Source organism: Variovorax sp. F042 (assembly GCF_057814215.1).
Genome location: NZ_JBVASX010000016.1, coordinates 75,983 through 94,470, shown reverse-complemented (window position 1 = coordinate 94,470; position 18,488 = coordinate 75,983). Strand labels below are relative to the sequence as shown.

Sequence of the window (18,488 nt, the reverse complement as noted above, 5' to 3'; positions counted from 1 at the left end):
TTCTTTTGTCGCCGCTCGATGCGGCGGGGTGCTCCGGAAAGGGCGCGATTCTTGGACCCCACTCACCGGTGCACTTTTGGCATTCAGGACAAAAGCTTTGCTGTTAATGACATTTGTTTACGAATGCAACATAATGTGAACTAAATCACACAGCGTTTCGGCGACGCACTCCTACGCTCGACGTCCATGTCTTACTGGTCGACCACGCCACCCCGGCGCGCGCACATCCTCGTCATCGACGACAACGTCGAAGAACTGCAGTTGCTGCTGGGAGTACTGCGCGAAGCCGGGCACCGCATCAGCCTGGCGTTCAACGCGCTGGAGGGCTACCGCAGGGCCACGGCGCTGCAGCCCGACCTGATACTGCTGGACGTGCGCATGGGCGCCACCGACGGCTTCGCGACCTGCCGGCTGCTGAAGGCCGACCGCGCGACGACACGCATCCCGGTGATCTTCGTGACCTCGTCGAGCTCGGTGCAAGAGCGGCTCACCGGCCTGCGCGAAGGCGCGGTCGACTACATCCTGAAGCCCTTCGAGCCTGCGGAAGTGCTGGCGCGCGTGGCCGTGCACCTTGCGCTGTCAAGCAGCCGGCAGCAGGCGCAGGCCTGCATCGCGCAGGCCGAGAGCGCAGTGGAAAACGCGAAACGGGAACGCGGCACCGACACCCCGGGCGCCGACCACACCGACCGCGTGCTCGCGCAGGCCGTCGAGCGCCTGGTGCGCGCCGACCTGGCGAACGTGCCCACCCTGCCCGAGTTGGCGGCGCGCGTGGGCACGCACGAAAAGCGGCTGTCGCGCGTGTTCCGCGAACAGACGGGCCGCACGGTGTTCGAGTTCGCACGCGAGGCGCGCCTCGCCGAGGCGCAGCGACTGCTCGCGGAGTCGGCGCTCAGCGTGGAAGAAGTCGCGCTGGCCGTGGGCTTCTCCAGCGCGGCCAACTTCTCGACCGCGTTCCGCGAGCGCTTCGGCCGCACGCCCACGGCGTTTCGCCAGGCGCCTGCCGCCTCGACCTCTCCGCCATCGGTGCCGTCGGCCTGATGCGGCGTTGAGAAGGCGGTGACCACCCCGGCCCTGCGCGGCATCCGCACGTTGCTGCTGTGCTGCGCCTTCTGGCTGGCGGGGTCGTCCGCGGCGCATGCAGGCGTGCTTCACGTCGACGACGCGACCCGCTGGCCGGTGGCGCTCGACACGCGCGCCGAGGTGTTCGAGGACACCAGCACGCGGCTGTCGCTCGACGAAATCGATGCCCTGGAAAGCGGCGTGCCCGGCGGCTTCCAGCCCGGCAACGCAGCGCGCATGCGGCCGGGCTTTTCGCGTTCGGCCTTCTGGCTGCGGCTCACGCTGGTGAACGACACCGGCGCGATACAGCCGCTTCGGCTGGTGCTCGACGCCACGTGGCTGCAGCACGTTGATTTCCATGCGCGCCGCGAGCTGGCGGGCTGGGCCACGTGGACACATGAGCAAGCCGGCGTGTCGGTGCGATCACGCACCGGACGGGACCGCGAGCGCGTGCCGACGCTGGCCCTCGACCTGCAGCCCGGCGAGCAGGCTCGCGTGCTGGTGCGGGTTCAGACGAACAGCAGCGTCAAGCTCGCGCCGGCGCTGTATTCGGCCGACGCCTGGCGCGAAGCAGAAAGCGGCCATGCACTGCTCGACGGCCTGCTGATCGGCGGGCTGCTGGTGCTCTCCGTGTATTCGCTGGCGCTGTGGTTCATCTCGCGCGACCTGGCAACGGCGCTGCAGAGCCTGGGCTTCGCGCTCGTGGCGCTCTACGAGGGCGCCTACCGCGGCCATGCACGGCTGGCGCTGTGGCCCGACAGCCTCGAATGGAGCTACCGCGCGGCCGGCGTCACCGCGGGCTGCTGCGTGCTCTCGCTGATGTTCTACCTGTACGCGGTATCGCGGCGCAGCCCGGTGCGCGCGCCCGGACTGTCGCTCTTCGCGGTGCTCGCGGCAGGGCAATGCGTCGTGGTGCTGGGCACGCTGCTGGGGCCGTACGCGCCCTTCGCGCTGGCCGGCACGCTGAGCGCGCCGGTGGTGGTTCTCGCATTGACCGTCGGCACCTTCATCTACATGCGGCGCGCGGGGCCGGGCGGGCGGCTGGCCTTTCCGGTGATGAGCATCGTCGCCGTCGGCGTGTGCCTGCGGCTCACCGAACTCGCGATGCCGGCGCACACGATCCCCGGCTTCGACGCCTATGCGCTGGGCTTCCCGGGCATGCTGGTCGGCCTGGTGGCGCTGGCGGCGTGGGCGCACCACCTGTCGCGGCAGCAGCGCGTCGCGCAGCGCACGCTGGTGCACTGGCAGGCCGAGGAACAGCAACGGCTGCAGGAAGAAGTGAAGCGCAAGACGCACGCGCTGAACGCGGCGCTGGAGCAGGCCGAGCACCAGGCGCGCGAGCAGACGCAGCTGCTGGCCTACATCAGCCACGACCTGCGCGCACCGCTGTCGACCATCATCGGCAACGCGCGCCTGCTGCATGGCGACAGCTCGCCGCCGCCCGAGCGGCTGCAGGCCATCGAGCGCAGCGTGGCCTACCAGCTCGCGCTGATCGACGACCTGCTCGACTACGCGAAGAGCGAGCTGCTGCCCTTCGCCTTCGAGCCCCGGCCGGTGCACCTGCGCGCGCTGATCGACGACATCGCGCAGTACGCAGACACGCTCGCGCAGCGGCAGCACAACCGGTTCGAGCTGGAGGTGCTGGGCGCACTGCCGGTCGCGGTGTACATCGACAGCAAGCGCTTCCAGCAACTGCTGCTGAACTTGCTGTCGAACGCCGCGAAGTTCACGCGCGACGGCAAGATCGGCCTGCGCGTGCAGGCCCGGCCGCGCGCGGACTCGTGGCGGCTCAGGTTCGACGTGTGGGACAGCGGCATCGGCATCGACAAGGAAGAGCAGGCGCGCATCGTCCAGGCCATCGCGCAGGGCGCGCCCAGCGCCAACGGCCACGGACTGGGGCTGGCGATCGCGCGGCGCATCGTGCAGCACATGGGCGGGCGCCTGCTGCTGGAGAGCCACCGCAACCTGGGAACGCGTGTGCACTTCTCGGTGATCGTGAAGGACGCGCCGAAAGAGTTGCTGCCCCTGGCCACCAAGTCACAGCAGCCGCAGCAGCCGCGCCATGCACCGCCCGTGCCCGTACCGGGCCACAGGGTGAGACGTCCACCGGTGCCCGCGATCGCGCCGCTTCCCGCATCGGTGCGCGACGAACTCGAAACGCTCGCGCGCGACGGCCGTTGGAGCGACCTGCACGAATGGGCCGACCGGCTCGCGGCCGACGCGCGCCACTCGGCGCTGGTCGACGCGGTGCGGCATGCGCTGGACATGCTGGACTTCGAACACATCCGCCTGCTGGCGCGCGCAACGCCTAACGCGAGCCAATGACGCTGCGGGCGTCTGCGGAAAACCCGTCAGGCCGCGACGGCCTCCGCGCCCACGTCCGCGAAGTCGATCAGCACCTTCATCGCCTTCTGACGGTCGCTCGCCAGCTCGAAGGCCTGCCGCGCCTGCAGCATCGGGAAGGTGTGCGTCACCACGGGCGACAGGTCCACGCGCCCTTCGTTGATGAGCCGCACCGCGAGCGCGAACTCCGCGTGGAAGCGGAACGAGCCGCAGATGCTGAGCTCTTTCGCCACCACCATGTTCTGCGGAATGCTCACGTCGCCGCCCAGGCCCAGTTGCACGACCACGCCGCGCGGGCGCATCACCTCCAGCCCGTCGCGCAGTGCGCGCTCGTTGCCGGAGCATTCGAGCATCACGTCGAAGGTGCCCTTGTCGGCTGAATAACGCGACACCCAGGTCTTGTCCTGCGCGACGTTGATGACGTTGTCGGCGCCCATGGCACGCGCGATGGCCAGCGGCTCGTCGACCACATCGGTGGCGGTGATCTCTGCCGCGCCATGCGCGCGCGCCGCCGCGATGGCCAGCACGCCGATGGGTCCGCAGCCCGATACCAGCACACGCTTGCCCAGCAACGGCCCGGCGCGCGACACGCCGTGCAGCCCCACCGAGAACGGCTCGGCCAGCGCGGCCAGGCGCAGCGGCACGTGCTCGGCCACCTTCACGCACTGCGTGGCCTCGCACAGCAGCATGTTGCGGAACGCGCCCTGCACGTGCGGCGTGCGCATGGCGCTGCCGTAGAAGCGCATGTCGAGGCACTGGTTGGGCAGGCCCTCGAGGCAGAACTTGCATGCGCCGCAGGGGCGGCTCGGGTTGATGGCCACCTTGTCGCCGATGCGCACGCTCTCGACGCCGGGCGCCACCGCCACCACGGTGCCGGCCACTTCGTGGCCCAGCACCATCGGCTCCTTGATGCGCACGGTGCCGAAGCCGCCGTTGTGAAAGTAATGCAGGTCGGAGCCGCAGATGCCGCCCATGCCGACCTTCACCAGCACCTGGCCGGGACCGATCTCGCCGGCGTCCTGTTCGTCCAGACGCAGGTCGTCGGGGGCGTGGATCACGAGGCACATACAACGCAAACGCATGATTCTTTCCTTCGGCCAGTCAGGGCACGGGAGTAATGAGAGGCTGGCCCGTGAAGTGGGCCTCGAGGTTGCGGCGCACCAGTTCGCCCATGGCGCGGCGCGTCTGTTCGGTGCCGCTGCCATGGTGCGGATGCAGCACCACGTTGTCGAGCGCGGCAAAGCGCGGGTCGATGCGCGGCTCGTTGAGGAACACGTCCAGCGCCGCGCCGGCAATGCCGCGCGCCTCCAGCGCCTGCAGCAGCGCGCCTTCGTCGACGGTGGTGCCGCGCGACACATTCACGAGCCAGCCCCTGGGGCCCAGCGCCTGCAGCACCCCGGCATTGACGATGCCGCGGGTGGCCTCGCCGCCGGGCAGGATGACGATGAGCACGTCGCACCAGTCGGCCATCGCGCTCAGGCTGGCGAAGTGGCGGTGCGGGCTGTCGGCCTTCGGCGTGCGGCTGAAGTAACCCAGCTCCACGTCGAAGCCCGAGAGCCGCCGCGCGATGGTGCTGCCGATGCGGCCGAAGCCCGCGATGCCGATGCGCTGGCCGAAGACTCGGGTGGTCAACGGCATGCCGCCACCGGCCCACGCACCGCTGCGCACGAAAGCATCGCCCGCCGGAATGCGCCGCTGCACCGCCAGCGTGAGCCCCACGGCGAGGTCGGCCACGTCGCCGTTGAGCACGTCGGGTGTGTTGGTCACGCGGATGCTGCGCGCGCGGCAGGCGGCAAGGTCGATGCCGTCGGTGCCCACGCCGTAGCAGGCGATCAGCTCCAGCGCAGGCAGCGCGGCGATCAGTTCGGCGTTGGCACCCAGCTCGCCGCGCGTTGCGACCGCGCGAATGTTCGGCGCGTGCTCGGCAATGAAGGCCTGCCGGTCCGGCGCTTCCCAGAGGCGATGCAGCGTGTAGGCCGCCCGCATCGGCGCCATGTCCCATTCCGGGTAGGTGCCTGGCATCAGCACGTGCGGGGATGTAGCGGTAGCGGTCAAGCGGGTGTCTCCTCGGATAGCGGTTGCGACTCAATAAGATACCGGTAACTTTAATTGATGAAAGAAAATAATGCCAGCGGAGGTTTTACCGGTTGACGATCTCAAAAGATACCGGTAACTTATGCCGTCAGCCATGTACTCGGAGCCTCCTTTGAAACTCTTCGATCTTTCCGGGCGCACCGCCCTTGTCACCGGCTCCAGCAAAGGCATCGGCTTTGCGCTGGCGGCCGCGCTCGGCAACGCCGGCGCGCGCGTGGTTCTCAATGCACGCGATGCCGCATCGCTCAACGCCGCCCGCGACGCCTTGCGCGCCAAGGGCATCGCGGCCGAGGCCATGGCCTTCGACGTGACCGACGCCGCAGCGGTGGAAGCCGGCGTGGCCGCCATCGAGGCCGACATCGGCGCCATCGACATCCTTGTGAACAACGCCGGCATGCAGCACCGCGGTGCGTTCGCCGAATTCCCGATCGACGCGTGGCACAAGATCACCACCACCAACATCGACAGCGTTTTCCTGGTCGGCCGCTTCGTCGCGCAACGCATGATCGAGCGCAAGCGCGGCAAGATCATCAACGTGTGCTCGGTGCAAAGCGAGCTGGGCCGCCCGGGCATCGCGCCCTACGCTGCCACCAAGGGCGCGGTGAAGATGCTCACCAAGGGCATGGCGATCGACCTCGGCAAGTACGGCATCCAGGTCAACGGCCTCGGGCCGGGCTACTTCAAGACCGAACTCACTCAGGCACTGGTGGCCGACGAAGCCTTCACGGCGTGGCTCTCGGGCCGCACGCCCGCCGGCCGCTGGGGCGACGTGGAAGAGCTCGGCGGCGCGGCCATCTTCCTGGCCTCGGATGCGTCGAGCTTCGTCAACGGCCACATCCTGTATGTGGATGGCGGCATCACCTCGAGCCTGTAGCACCGTGCAGCATCCAGAGCAGCCGCAGCGCCTGAGCGTGGTGGTAATGGGCGTGTCGGGCACCGGCAAGAGCAGCGTGGCCGCCGGGTTGGCGCAGACGCTGGGCGTGCCGTGGGTCGATGCCGATGACCTGCACGTGCCCGAGGCCGTGGCGCGCATGCGCGCCGGCCTGCCGCTCTCCGACGAAGACCGCTGGCCCTGGCTCGACCGCGTGGGCGCCAGCCTCGCCGACCGCACGGCCGCGCCGCGTGGCGTGGTGGTGGCCTGCTCCGCCCTGCGGCGCGCCTACCGCGACCGGCTGCGCGCCGCGTCGCCCGAGTTGCAGTTCGTGTTTCTCGACGGGTCGCCCGCGCTGGTGCGGCAGCGAATGGAACAACGCACCGGGCACTACATGCCGCCGGCGCTGCTCGACAGCCAGCTGAAGACGCTGGAGAGGCCCGACGCGGGCGAACCCGACGTGCTGCACGCCGACATCGCCGTGCCCGTGCAGCAGATCGTGGCCGACATCGGCGCACGGCTCGTTCAACGCTCGAAGGATGCTTCCATGAAAGTCTCTGCATGACAGCAGCATCCAGCCAGCGCGTGGCCGTGATCGGCGTGGGCATCATGGGCTCGGCCATCGCGCGCCGGCTGCTCGAATGCGGCCACCGGGTGAACGTGTTCGACCTCGATGCGGCCAAGGTGGCCGCGCTGGCAGCACAAGGCGCACAAGCGGCCGACACCGCGCAAGCGGCAGCGGCAGCCAGCGACTTCGTCATCACCAGCCTCAACTCTGCGGCGGTGGTGGAACGCGCGATCTTCGGCGAGGCCGGCATCGCCGCCGCCGCACCTGACGATGCGAAGCGGCTGCTGATCGACATGTCGTCCATCGACCCACCCTCCACGCGCCGGCTCGCACAGTCGCTGCGCGAGCGCACGGGCATGGGCTTCGTCGATGCGCCGCTTTCCGGCGGCGCGCCTAAGGCCCTGCTCGGGCAACTCACGGTGATGGCAGGCGGCAGCGCCGGCGACGTGCAGCGCGCACGCGCCGTGATGAACAGCCTGTGCGCCAACTACACCCACATGGGCGACAGCGGCGCGGGCCAGACCACCAAGCTCGTCAACCAGCTGCTCTGCGCCATCGGCTTTCAGGCCGTGGCCGAGGCGGTGCGGCTGGCCGAAGCCGGTGGCGTCGATGCATCGAAGCTGCCCGCCGCACTGGCCGGCGGCCGCGCCGACAGCCAGATCCTGCGCGAGTTCGGCCCCAAGATGGCCGCGCGCGACTACACGCCTACCGGCCGCATCGACAACATGCTCAAGGACCTCGAAGCGGTGCAGGCCTTCTCGCAAGGCCAGCGCCTTCCGATGCCGCTGGCGGGCGCCGTCTCGGAGCTGCACCGAGCCTTCGTCGCGGCCGGGCTCGGCGCCGAAGACACGGCGGCCATGATGCGGCAGTTCGACGGCTACGGGCGCGGCTGAAGCGCCTCCCGCCACACACGGCTTTCACCCAGGAAAGAAGAGACACCATGTTCATCCGCTGCGCGTTTTTCAGGGGCCGGGTCAAGGCCGGCATGGAAGAAGCCTTCGACCGCCACGTGCACGAAAAACTCGTGCCGCTGTGGACCCGCTTCCCCGGTGCGCTCGAAGTGCGCGTGCTGCGCCAGCTCGAAAGCGATGTGAGCGACCCCGAACTGGCGATGGTGCTGTCGATCCGCTATGCGAGTCGCGAGGACATCGCCCGCGCACTCGACTCACCCGTTCGCCATGAAAGCCGCGAGGTCTCGAAGAAGCTGTTCGAGATGTTCGACGGCACGGTCTTCCACACGGTGTTCAGCGCCGAGGAGTTCGCGCTGCCGGCCGCCTGAGCGGCGTCTTTCTTGCCGTCCTCTTCGGCGCCGCTCTCTTCGGCGCCGTCTTCTTCGATGCCGCCTTGCCATCGAGGTCCGCCAGCTCCCATACGCCACCGGCCGCCGACACCAGCGCATGCGCGCTGTTGATCAGTCCGATATGCGAAAACGCCTGCGGAAAATTGCCGAGCTGCCGCTGCGCCACCGGGTCGTATTCCTCGGCGAACAGGCCCAGGTCGTTGCCCAGCGCCAGCAGGCGCTTGAAGAGGGCTCGCGCCTTGCGCAGCTTGCCCATGGCCACGTACACGTTCGACAGCCAGAAGCTGCACGCGAGAAACGCGCCCTCCCCGCCTTCGAGGCCGTCCACGCCTTTCTCTGTGCGATAGCGGTACACCAACCCGTTGAAGATCAGCTCCTTCTCGATGCGCGCGATGGTGCCCTGCACCCGCGCATCATGGATCGGCAGAAAGCCGATCAGCGGCATCCACAGCAGCGCCGCATCCACCGTGTCTGCGCCGTAGTACTGCACGAATGAATTGCTCGCGGCGTCGTAGCCGCGGGCGCAGACCTCGGCGTGGATCTCGTCGCGCACCTCGCGCCAGCGCTCGACAGGGCCTTCGAGCCCATACTCCGTCGCGCTCGCGATCACCCGGTCGAAGGCCAGCCAGCACATGATCTTGGAATGCACGAAGTGGCGCGGCTCGCCGCGCACTTCCCACAGGCTGCAGTCGGGTTCCTTCCACAGCACCATCAGGTGCTTCGCGATGGCGCGCTCCAGCGGCCACACCTTGTCCATGTCCGCCAGCCCGGCCTTGCGCGCCGCATGAAAGGCCGCGATGACCGAGCCGTACACATCGAGCTGGCGCTGCCCGTGCGCGCCGTTGCCGATGCGCACCGGGCGGCTGTCTTCGTAGCCCGGCAGCCAGCCGAGTTCGAGCTCGGTGAGCGAGCGTTCGCCGTGCAGGCCGTACATCACCTGCAGCTCTTCGGGCGAGCCGCCCACCGCTCGCATCAGCCACCAGCGCCAGGCGCTGGCTTCCTCGACATAGCCCGAACCGATCAGCGCGTAGAGCGTGAGCGCCGCGTCGCGCAGCCAGCAGAAGCGGTAGTCCCAGTTGCGTTCGCCGCCCGGCAGTTCGGGCAGCGAGGTGCTCGGCGCGGCGACGATGCCGCCGGTGGGCTCGTAGGTGAGCGCCTTGAGCGTGAGCAGCGAGCGCATCACCGGCTCGCGAAACTCGCCGTGGTAGCCGCAGCGGCCGGTCCACGCGCTCCATTCGGCGACGGTGCGCGCCAGCAGCGCGCTGGCATCGCGCGTCACCGGCGGCTTCAGGTGCGAGGGAAACCAGTCGAGGCTGAATGCGATGGCCTGCCCCGCGGACACGGTGAAGTCGGCAAAGCTCGCGAAGTTCTCGTTGGTCAGCGGCACGCCGGAGCTGATGCGCACCGAGTCCGGTCCGGCCGTGGCAAACACCGCGCCGTCGCGCCGCTCCATCCACGGGCACCACCCGCCGTAGTTGAAACGGATGCGGAACTCGGTGTGCATGGCGACCATGCCGCGCACGCCCTGCACGATGCGCACGACCTCGTGCGTGCCGTCAAGCGCCGGGCGCGGCATGAAGTCGGTGACGATGGCCGTCCCCTTGGCCGTGCGGATCGTGGTCTCGAGCACCACGGTGCCGGGCAGATAGCGCCGCGTGACGCGCGCCTTGCGGTCTTTGGCGCGCATCGTCCAATGGCCGTTGCGCTCGTCGCCGAGCAGGCTGGCGAACATCGCGGCCGAATCGAAGCGCGGCAGGCACAGCCACTCGATATCGCCACCGCAATGCACCAGGGCCGCGCTGTGGGTCGAGCCGATGAGCGCGTAGTCGCCAATGGGGCGGTTCGGGCGGTCGGCGTGAAGCCGTGAGGAGGGTTGCTTGGGAGTCTTTGGCAAGAGGCCGAGCTTTGCCGTGCGCGCGGGCGTGGCACGCCAGCGGCGGGCGCGGATTGCTGACGGACAACGCCTAATGGCGCATGACAAATAAGGCACCCATCTACTTGTTCCTGGGGATGGCCTTCGCACCGTCGCGCTCCTACCATCAGCCGCGCACGAAATGACAAGCGGCTCGTGAAGATGAAACGGCACAGGTCGCCGCTTGGGCCCCATGGTGCAGCGCTCTACTTTGCCCCTCCCATTCCAACGCAAATAGACATCACACGTGAACGGACACAACCAACTCTTCCGAGCCGATCCCGTTGCGTACGCGCAGCTTCGCGCGATCAACGGCGTTTCGTGGTTCATGCAGAACGCGCAGGCGCAGCAGAATCCAGCTTTCGCCATGCAGGTCCTGGTACTCAACACGGCCAAGATGGGCTCGTTCGATCTGCAGGGCACCGCGCAAGCCCTCCAGGTCACCTTGAGGCCGGTGGGAAATGTCCTCCATCAGGATCAGCCGATCTCGGCGTATTGGTGTCCTTTCATCCAGGGCAACGTGATGCCCGGATTCGTCGACGTACCTCGACACAACCCGCAGCACAGGTTCGTCTTCACCGCCGCCATGAATGGCTGCGCCCTGATGGTGACGAACTCGCCGCTCGGTGCGCATCTGATCAGGGTGTATCACCACCAGCACCCCGGGCAAGCCAACATCAATCAGATGATCCAGACGCAAGGGCAGGAAGTGATCTCGTACATCGGCTTCGACGACTACGGCCACGCCAACCAGCATATTCCGCTGCCGAACGCCTTCAACTTCCTGTACTACAGGAACGGCGCCTGGAAGTACGTTCTGCAACCGCAACTGTTCGATCCACTCACGAACAATGTGACGCTCAACGGCCTCATCCCCTCGCAGGTGCTCGATGCGACTTTCTGATTCAGGCGGCGGCCCTGGCCCCGGAGTTCGCTACAGCACATCCTTCAGCTTGGCCCGCAGCCTGCTGATCGCCTGGCTGTGCAGCTGGCACACGCGCGACTGGCTCACCTCCAGGATCGCGCCGATCTCGCGCAGGTTCAGCTCTTCCTCGTAGTAGAGGTTCAGCAGCAGCTGGTCGCGCTCCGGCAGCGCGCCGATGGCGTCCACCAGCTGATGCCGGAAGCCGCTTTCCAGCAGCTGCTCCAGCGGATCGTCGCTGCCGCGCCGGTCCTTGCGCGCGTCCTGCGAGTGGCTGTCGAGGAACGGGCTGTCCGGGTCGTCCTTGGAGAAGTCTTCGACATACACCAGCTGGCAGCCCTGGATCTCCTGCAGCAGCGACTGATACGCCTCCAGGTCCATCTTCAGCTCCTTGGCGATCTCCCCTTCGGTGGGAGAGCGCCCGAGCTTGTGGCCCAGCGCCTGGATCGCCTTCTCGACGCCGCGCGCCGACTGGCGCAGGCCGCGCGAGCCCCAGTCGCTGGCGCGCAGTTCGTCGAGCATGGCGCCGCGGATGCGCTGGCTGACGAAGGTCTCGAACTGCGCGCCGCGGTTGTCCTGGTAGCGGCTGGAGGCGTCCAGCAGGCCCAGCATGCCGGCCTGGATCAGGTCGTCCAGCTCCACGCTGGCCGGCAGCTTGGCCATCATCTGCAACGCGATGCGGCGCACCAGCGGCTGGTGCTGCGCCAGCAGATGTGATTTTTCGATGGTTCCCTGTGCGGTGTACACGGCCGTCCTTCTTGGGTTGTCCGGGTCGGCGGCTCAGGCCACGGCCTGCAGCGGCTCGGCCGCGCGCCAGGGCCAGCGGTCAACCTCGCCGGCAATGCGCCGGAAGTCGACGGCGGCATGGCTCGCGGGAAAGGCCTCGACGATGGTCTTCTTCAGGCGCCACGCGTCGGCAACGAGCGGGTCGAAGCGCACCCAGCCCGCGGGCTGCAACAGCAGCGCGAGATAGCGGCTGGCGGCATGCGCGAGGTTGCTCATGATCTGGCGCGCGGCCACGACGTCGGCCGCGCCGTTGACCAGGAAGCGCATCTGCTTGAGGCCGTGCGCGTGGTGCAGCCGCTTGATGCCTGCATAGGCCGCGGTGATCGACGCGGGGTGCGGCTGCAGCACCAGCAGCAGGTCGTCCGCGCCCTGCGCGAGCGCCGACAGCCGGCCCTCGGCGTCGAAAGCCGCATCGACGATGACCACGCCGTCGTGCCAGAACTTGCGCGGGTCGATTTCGCCATCCGCACCATTCACCGCGCCGTGCGGCGCGGGTAGCACGTGCACGCCGCAGGCTGCCTTGACCTCTGCACCATCCAGCGTCAGGCGCTGGCTTGCTACATCGGCCAGGTTCCCCAGCGGATCGATGTCCCACACCTCGCAGGCCGAACCCACAGTCGGGCAGTGCTCGTCCAGCAGCAGCACGTTGCGACCCTGCAGGGTCAGTGCCACACCGAGATTCATCGCGGCCGTGGTGCTCCCCGCGCCCTGCCCCAGGCCTGCGACGGCCACCACACGCGCATGCGTCGGTGCGAGCATGCGCCGCAGTCCGTCGGCCTGATCCGCAACCAGCTTGTTCATTCCTGATTCCTCAACCCAACTTCTCCAGCGCACGCGGCGCCTGCGTGGGAGCGGTCGACTCGGTGCCCAGCGCCTCCAGCAGCAGAAAGAGCTTGCCCACGCCCGCATACAGCGCACTGCCGCTCATGGCCCGTCCGTTGCGCGCCGGGCGCCCCGTGAGCTGGCCCAGCAGCGCGCGCGTGCGGTCGGCCCAATCGCCTTCGGCTTGCAGCAGACGCCACACGGTGGTGGTCATCTGGCCGGCGATCAGCAGCCGCTTCATGATGTCGGGGTCGCCCAGTTCGCCGATGCCGCCGACCATCTGCACACCGTCGCGCAGCAGCCGGAAGCAGGGCTCGGCGTCGCTGGCCCAGCCCTGCCATTGCGCGAGCTGCTGCGTGGAAACGTCCGCGCCGATATTGGTCAATGCATGGCCCTGCGCCAGCACGTTGCCGGTGCGCGCATCGACCACCCGCATGGCGACGCAGCGCAGCGCGGGCATCGCATCGCGCCCGATGCCCGCCGCCATGGCGGCTGCGTTGAAGCGCAGCACCACGTCGGCATGCGCCTCGCTGCGCAACGCCGCCTTGCCGCGAAAGCGCACGGGCTGCCCCTCGCCGAATTCGAAGTCCATGCGCGCGAGCGTGTCGGGTGCGCCGGTGCGCACGTCGATCACCGCGGTGGAGCCCGGCGCGCGCGCCAGCCAGCGCTGGCCCGCGGCCTGCCACTGCACCATGGCTTCGATGCCGGGCAGCCTCGTCAACAGATGCACCAGCGGCTTGTGGCCGAAGTCCTGCTGGCGCAGCCATGACACCTGGCGTGCGCCGGGCTTGCGCGCAGCGTCCTTCATGCCGCGCGTGGCGGCGGTCGAGAGCCACTGGTTCGGCGCCGCCAACGGCAGGCCCGTGCGGTCCGACAGCAGCAGGCTGCCGTGGCATTCATAAGCGTCGCCGCCTTCGTTCGAGCGCAGCCCGACCTGCCCGCACAGTGCGAGCACATGGGTCTCGCAGCCGGCGGCCACTTCGCTGCGCGCATGCACCATCAGGTCGTGCAGCACGGCCTTCTGGCCGGTGCCTTCGTCGCCGGCCTGGCGCCAGAGTGCGCGCGAACGCTCGAAGCCGATCTGCGCCCCGGCCAGCGCGCTCGCGGTGGTGGCGAGCTCTTGCGCGTCGTGCGCCATGGCGCGAATCAGGTTCTGGTACTTCAGCCGCAGGCGGTCGGTCTCGCCTTGCGCCTGCACCACCTGCGCCGAGGGGCCCGCGCCCGCCGGCTCCTCGTGCAGATCGCTTTCTGCGGGCACGAACAGCGGGCTGTGCTGGCGCGGCTGGAACACGCTGTCCACCAGCTGCGCGCGGTCGGCCTGCATCAGGTTCTCGGGCACCTTCTGGCCGCTGGAGATGTAGTGCACCGGCAGGCGGTGGCGGATCACGGTGTCGATCAGCGCGCCCGGATGCGTGGCCTCGTCGACCTTGGTGAAGATGCAGCCGGTGAGCTCGTTGCCGTGGCGGTAGGCATGCACCACCTCGTTGAGCGTGTCGCCGTGGCTGGTGGCGTTGAGCAGCAGCAGCCGCTTCACGGGCCGCTGGCTCTGGCCGAGCATCGCGATCTGCTCGGACACGGCGCGGTCGCGCTGGCTCATGCCGACGGTGTCGATCAGCACCATGTGCTTGTCGCGCAGGTCCTGCAGCACCAGGTGCAGGTCGGCCGCATCCTTCACGGCATACACCGGCACATTGAGGATCTGGCCGTAGATGCGCAGCTGCTCGTAGGCGCCGATACGGTAGCTGTCGGTGGTCACCAGCGCGAGCTTGTCGGCACCGAAGCGCATCACGCAGCGCGCAGCCAGCTTGGCGGTGGTGGTGGTCTTGCCGACGCCGGTCGGGCCCATCAGGGCGTAGACGCCGCCCTGCGCGAACAGCGCGTCTTCGTCTTCATGCACTGGCACGGCGCGGATCAGCTCCGAGCGCACGTAGGCCATGCCTTCGGCGTATGTCTGGCCGGTGGGCATCTTCTCCAGCATGGCCTTCGACAGGCCCGCGCTGAAGCCGGCGCCGAGCAGCGTGCGCAGCAGGCGGCCGCGCACCGGGTCGCGGCGCTGCTTGTCGTTCCACACGACGCTGGCGAGCTGCTCTTCGATCATGCCGCGCATGGAATGCAGTTCGGTGAGCACGGTGTCGGCGGGTGCGGGTGCGGGTGCGGGTGCGGGTGCGGGTGCGGGTGCGGGTGCGGGTGCAGGAGCGGGCACAGGGGCCGCCACAGGCACGGGGACTGATGCCACGGGCGCCGCGGTCACCACGGGCTTCGCAGGCACAGGCGCGGTGTCTTTCAACACCCCCTGCACTTCGCCCTCGACCATTGCGACGATCTCGACGCCCTCGGCCATTGCGCGATGCGTCAGCACGATGGCGTCGGCGCCCAGCGCCTCCCTCACCATCCTCAGGGCTTCGCGGCTGGTGGCCGCGACGAATTTGCGCGCGGTGGTGCGCACGTCGGTCTGCTTGGAATTCAACCTCGTCCTCCGATGGCGGTGGTGATCTTGATGGTGCGGGAGTCAGGAATCTCCGCATGCGAAAGCACTTTCAGCTGCGGCAGGCTGCGCCGCAGGAATCTGGACAGCAGCACGCGCAGCGCGTGCTGCACCACGAGCACCGGCGCCAGGCCCATCTGCTCCTGGCGCAGGATCGCTGCCTGCGCCTGCCTGAGCAGGTTGTCGGCAATGCCGGGCTCGATGCCGCTGCTGTTGGTCAAGGCCTGCTGCAGCACGCCGTCGAGCGAGCCGTCGAGGCCGATCACCTGCATCTCGGTGTCGCCCGGGAACAGCTGCTGCGTGATGGCGCGGCCCAGCGCCAGGCGCGTGAGCGTGGTGAGTTCGGTCGGGTCCTTGATGGTCGGCGCATGCTCGGCCATCACGTCGAGGATGGTGCGCATGTCGCGGATGGGCACCTCTTCGTCGAGCAGGTTCTGCAGCACCTTGTGCAGCGTGCTGAGCGACAGCACCTTCGGCACCAGGTCTTCCGTGAGCTTGGGTGCGGTCTTGGCGATCTGGTCGAGCAGCTGCTGCACTTCCTGGCGGCCCAGCAGTTCGGCGGCATGCGTCTGGATCAGGTGGTTCAGGTGCGTGGCCATCACCGTGCAGGCATCGACCACCGTGTAGCCCTGCACCTGTGCCTGTTGCCGCAGGCTGGCGTCGATCCACACCGCCGCCAGGCCGAAGGCCGGGTCGCGCGTGGGCGTGCCGGGCAGCGTGCCCGTCACCTGCCCGGGGTTGATGGCCATCCACTGGTTGGGGAAGGCCTCGCCGCGCCCGATCTCCACGTCCTTCAGGCTGATGACGTAGGTGTTGGGCTTGATCTCCAGGTTGTCGCGAATGTGCACCACCGGCACCAGGAAGCCGACCTCCTGCGCAATCTTCTTGCGGATGCTCTTGATGCGGCCCAGCAGCTCGCCCTGCTGCGACTGGTCCACCAGCGGAATGAGCCGGTAGCCGACCTGCATGCCCAGCGGGTCGACCATTGCGACGTCGTCCCACGTCGCTTCTTCCATCTCGGTCGAGGGCGCAGGGTTCGCGGCCTGCGCGGCGGCTGCCTTCTGCGCGGCCTCCTGCGGCTTGCGCATCACAAGCCGGCGGCCCAGCCACACCAGGCCGCCCGCGATCAGCAGGAAGGCCAGGTTCGGCATGCCCGGGATCATGCCCAGCAGGCCGACGATGCCGGCCGTGAGAAACAGCACCTGCGGGTTGGAAAAGAGCTGGCCCGTGAGCTGGCTGCCCACGTCTTCGTCGGTGGTCACGCGCGACACGATCACGCCGGCAGCGGTGGAGATGACGAGCGCCGGAATCTGCGCCACCAGGCCGTCGCCGATGGCCAGCAGCGTGTAGGTCTTGCCGGCAGTGGAAAAGTCGAGCCCGTGCTGCAGCATGCCGACCACCAGCCCGCCGATGATGTTGATCACCATGATGAGCAGGCCCGCGATCGCATCGCCGCGCACGAACTTGCTGGCACCGTCCATCGAGCCGTAGAAGTCGGCCTCCTGCGCAACCTCGGTGCGGCGCTTGCGGGCCACGTCTTCGCCGATCAGGCCGGCGTTGAGGTCGGCGTCGATGGCCATCTGCTTGCCCGGCATCGCGTCGAGCATGAAGCGCGCGCCCACCTCGGCAATGCGTCCCGCACCCTTGGTGATCACCATGAAGTTGATGAGCACGAGGATGATGAAGACCATCACACCCACCGCGAAGTTGCCACCGACCAGAAAGTGCCCGAAGGCCTCGATCACCTTGCCAGCCGCGTCGGGCCCGGTGTGGCCGTGCATCAGCACCACGCGCGTGGACGCCACGTTCAGCGACAGGCGCAGCAGCGTCGAGAACAGCAGCACGGCCGGGAAGGCCGCGAAGTCCAGCGCCTTCATCGTGTACATGCTCACCAGCAGCACCATCACCGACATGGCGATGTTGAAGGTGAACAGCAGGTCGAGCAGGAAGGGCGGCAGCGGCAGCACCATCATGCTCAGGATGAGGATGATGAGAATCGGCCCGGCCAGTCCCTTGAACTGCGAGCCGGAGAACAGACGCGTCGGCAGACGCATCAGGTTTGTCATCGCGTTCATGCGGCTTCCACTGTGTATTGAAGGTCTGCGGGCACCGGCAGGTCGGTCGGCGTGCGCGGGGCGTCGCCGCCCTCGGTCTTCCAGCGCCTGAGCTGGTACACCCAGGCCAGCACCTCGGCCACCGCGGTGTACAGGCCTGCCGGAATCTCATCGCCCAGCTTCGTGTGCTTGTAGAGAGCGCGCGCGAGCGGCGGCGCTTCGAGAATCGCGACCTTGTGCTCCAGCGCCATCTCGCGAATGCGCGCGGCCACCAGCTCGGTGCCCTTGGCCACCACGCGCGGTGCGCGCATGCCGCTGTCGGTGTACTTCAGCGCCACCGCAAAGTGCGTGGGGTTGGTCAGCACGATGTCTGCCTTGGGCACCTCGGCCATCATCCGGCGGCGCGCCATCTGCTGTTGCTGGCGGCGGATCGCGGCCTTGATGTGCGGATCGCCTTCGCTTTCCTTGTGCTCCTGGCGCAGGTCTTCGCGCGACATGCGCAGCTTGCGGTAGTAGCTCCAGAGCTGGAAGGGCACGTCGATCAGCGCCACGAGAAACAGCGTGGCCGCGATCAGCGCGCAATGCTTGGCCACCAGCACCATTGCGTGCGGCAGCGCGTAGTGCGCGGGCTGCGCCATCAGGTCCATCAACGCGCCGATGTCGCGCGACACGACCCACCACGCCACGCCGCCGATCAGCGCCGACTTGGCCAGCGCCTTGAAAAGCTCGGCCAGCGACTGCGCGGAAAACATGCGGCCGATGCCGGCCAGCGGATTGAGCTTGCTGAAGTTCGGCCCCACCGATTTGGTGGAGAACAGCCAGCCGCCGAGCATCAGCGGCGCGACCACGGCAGCGACGATCATCATCGCGAACAACGGGCCGATGGCCGTGAGCGTGTGCATCGCCATCAACCCGGTCTGGGCCAGCATGTGCGAGGGATCGAAGGCGCTGGCGCGGTCGAACTGCAGGCCGCGGTGCAACGCGCCGCTCATGCTCGTGCCCAGTGACTCCCCTGCGAACCACAGCCCCGCGCATGCGGTGCCCAGCATGACGAAGGTGGTGAGCTCGCGCGAACGGGCTACGTTGCCTTCCTCGCGCGCCTTCTCCAGGCGTCGCTCGGAGGCGGGTTCCGTTTTTTCGAGATCGCTTTCCTCAGCCATTCATGCTCCGAACCAGCAGTGGCGAAGTACGCCTTGCTCATGACCAAATTATTGAATTCGGTCGTCCGGAACAATCTGCCGATAAGGGCCCTTATCGCCCTGCTATTCGGAC

Annotated in this window: 15 protein-coding genes; 7 read left to right on the top strand and 8 right to left on the bottom strand. The window is 68.2% G+C overall.

All coding sequences use genetic code 11. The annotated features are described in order from the left end of the window. Positions 1-186: 186 nt before the first annotated feature. Positions 187-1,038, top strand: a complete 852-nt coding sequence (locus ACZYSP_RS31245) for a helix-turn-helix domain-containing protein (protein ID WP_489018344.1) — start codon at positions 187-189, stop codon at positions 1,036-1,038. 18 nt (positions 1,039-1,056) lie between these two features. Then, the gene (locus ACZYSP_RS31240; protein ID WP_489018342.1) at positions 1,057-3,384 is read left to right on the top strand and encodes a sensor histidine kinase; all 2,328 of its coding nucleotides are present in this window, start codon (positions 1,057-1,059) and stop codon (positions 3,382-3,384) included. A gap of 26 nt (positions 3,385-3,410) precedes the next feature. Here the strand turns inward: ACZYSP_RS31240 and ACZYSP_RS31235 are convergent, their stop codons facing one another. Beyond that, positions 3,411-4,484 (bottom strand): L-idonate 5-dehydrogenase, encoded by a 1,074-nt coding sequence (locus ACZYSP_RS31235; RefSeq protein ID WP_093058588.1) that lies wholly within the window; start codon positions 4,482-4,484, stop codon positions 3,411-3,413. A 19-nt stretch (positions 4,485-4,503) separates the two neighbouring features. Beyond that, positions 4,504-5,457 (bottom strand): 2-hydroxyacid dehydrogenase, encoded by a 954-nt coding sequence (locus ACZYSP_RS31230; RefSeq protein WP_489018339.1) that lies wholly within the window; start codon positions 5,455-5,457, stop codon positions 4,504-4,506. Positions 5,458-5,590: 133 nt separating this feature from the next. Between ACZYSP_RS31230 and ACZYSP_RS31225 the strand changes: the two genes are divergently transcribed. From ACZYSP_RS31225 to ACZYSP_RS31210, 4 genes are read left to right on the top strand one after another with little or no spacing between them, the layout of a single operon-like run. Beyond that, positions 5,591-6,370 (top strand): SDR family oxidoreductase, encoded by a 780-nt coding sequence (locus ACZYSP_RS31225; RefSeq protein WP_177192792.1) that lies wholly within the window; start codon positions 5,591-5,593, stop codon positions 6,368-6,370. A gap of 4 nt (positions 6,371-6,374) precedes the next feature. After that, positions 6,375-6,932 (top strand): gluconokinase, encoded by a 558-nt coding sequence (locus ACZYSP_RS31220; RefSeq protein ID WP_489018337.1) that lies wholly within the window; start codon positions 6,375-6,377, stop codon positions 6,930-6,932. Continuing rightward, a complete protein-coding gene (locus ACZYSP_RS31215) occupies positions 6,929-7,828 on the top strand; it encodes an NAD(P)-dependent oxidoreductase (protein WP_489018335.1) in 900 nt (299 codons plus the stop codon). The genes ACZYSP_RS31220 and ACZYSP_RS31215 overlap by 4 nt, the downstream gene beginning before the upstream one ends. A 47-nt stretch (positions 7,829-7,875) precedes the next feature. Further along, complete coding sequence (locus tag ACZYSP_RS31210) at positions 7,876-8,214, top strand: putative antibiotic biosynthesis monooxygenase (protein WP_489018333.1); 339 nt, start codon at positions 7,876-7,878, stop codon at positions 8,212-8,214. Here ACZYSP_RS31210 and ACZYSP_RS31205 read toward each other — a convergent pair. Continuing rightward, positions 8,180-10,129, bottom strand: a complete 1,950-nt coding sequence (locus ACZYSP_RS31205) for a glycoside hydrolase family 15 protein (RefSeq protein ID WP_489018331.1) — start codon at positions 10,127-10,129, stop codon at positions 8,180-8,182. The genes ACZYSP_RS31210 and ACZYSP_RS31205 overlap by 35 nt on opposite strands. A 265-nt stretch (positions 10,130-10,394) precedes the next feature. Between ACZYSP_RS31205 and ACZYSP_RS31200 the strand changes: the two genes are divergently transcribed. Further along, positions 10,395-11,051, top strand: coding sequence for a hypothetical protein (locus ACZYSP_RS31200; RefSeq protein ID WP_093058581.1), 657 nt, complete (start codon positions 10,395-10,397; stop codon positions 11,049-11,051). Positions 11,052-11,081: 30 nt separating this feature from the next. On the opposite strand, the gene ACZYSP_RS31195 is transcribed toward ACZYSP_RS31200, so the two are convergent. The 5 genes from ACZYSP_RS31195 to flhB are packed head-to-tail and all read right to left on the bottom strand — an operon-like array spanning position 11,082 to position 18,376. Then, positions 11,082-11,816, bottom strand: coding sequence for an RNA polymerase sigma factor FliA (locus ACZYSP_RS31195; RefSeq protein WP_093058580.1), 735 nt, complete (start codon positions 11,814-11,816; stop codon positions 11,082-11,084). A gap of 33 nt (positions 11,817-11,849) precedes the next feature. Then, positions 11,850-12,656 carry a MinD/ParA family ATP-binding protein gene (locus ACZYSP_RS31190; RefSeq protein WP_093178156.1) on the bottom strand — a complete coding sequence of 269 codons (807 nt, stop codon included), beginning with the start codon at positions 12,654-12,656 and terminating at the stop codon, positions 11,850-11,852. A 10-nt stretch (positions 12,657-12,666) separates the two neighbouring features. Then, positions 12,667-15,144, bottom strand: a complete 2,478-nt coding sequence (gene flhF / locus ACZYSP_RS31185; RefSeq protein ID WP_489018327.1) for a flagellar biosynthesis GTPase FlhF — start codon at positions 15,142-15,144, stop codon at positions 12,667-12,669. Then, the gene (gene flhA / locus ACZYSP_RS31180) at positions 15,141-17,237 is read right to left on the bottom strand and encodes a flagellar biosynthesis protein FlhA (RefSeq protein WP_489018325.1); all 2,097 of its coding nucleotides are present in this window, start codon (positions 17,235-17,237) and stop codon (positions 15,141-15,143) included. Before flhA ends, flhF begins: the two co-directional genes overlap by 4 nt. Beyond that, positions 17,234-18,376: a flagellar biosynthesis protein FlhB gene (flhB, locus tag ACZYSP_RS31175; protein WP_093178159.1), complete on the bottom strand. Its 1,143-nt coding sequence runs from the start codon at positions 18,374-18,376 to the stop codon at positions 17,234-17,236. The genes flhA and flhB overlap by 4 nt, the downstream gene beginning before the upstream one ends. Positions 18,377-18,488 lie beyond the last annotated feature (112 nt).

Bases quoted from the DNA above. Each gene is read 5' to 3' on its own strand.
- flhB (WP_093178159.1), bottom strand. From the start codon at position 18,376: ATGGCTGAGGAAAGCGATCTCGAAAAAACGGAACCCGCCTCCGAGCGA.
- ACZYSP_RS31215 (WP_489018335.1), top strand. From the start codon at position 6,929: ATGACAGCAGCATCCAGCCAGCGCGTGGCCGTGATCGGCGTGGGCATC.
- ACZYSP_RS31225 (WP_177192792.1), top strand. From the start codon at position 5,591: ATGTACTCGGAGCCTCCTTTGAAACTCTTCGATCTTTCCGGGCGCACC.
- ACZYSP_RS31210 (WP_489018333.1), top strand. From the start codon at position 7,876: ATGTTCATCCGCTGCGCGTTTTTCAGGGGCCGGGTCAAGGCCGGCATG.
- flhA (WP_489018325.1), bottom strand. From the start codon at position 17,237: ATGAACGCGATGACAAACCTGATGCGTCTGCCGACGCGTCTGTTCTCC.
- ACZYSP_RS31245 (WP_489018344.1), top strand. From the start codon at position 187: ATGTCTTACTGGTCGACCACGCCACCCCGGCGCGCGCACATCCTCGTC.
- ACZYSP_RS31190 (WP_093178156.1), bottom strand. From the start codon at position 12,656: ATGAACAAGCTGGTTGCGGATCAGGCCGACGGACTGCGGCGCATGCTC.
- ACZYSP_RS31235 (WP_093058588.1), bottom strand. From the start codon at position 4,484: ATGCGTTTGCGTTGTATGTGCCTCGTGATCCACGCCCCCGACGACCTG.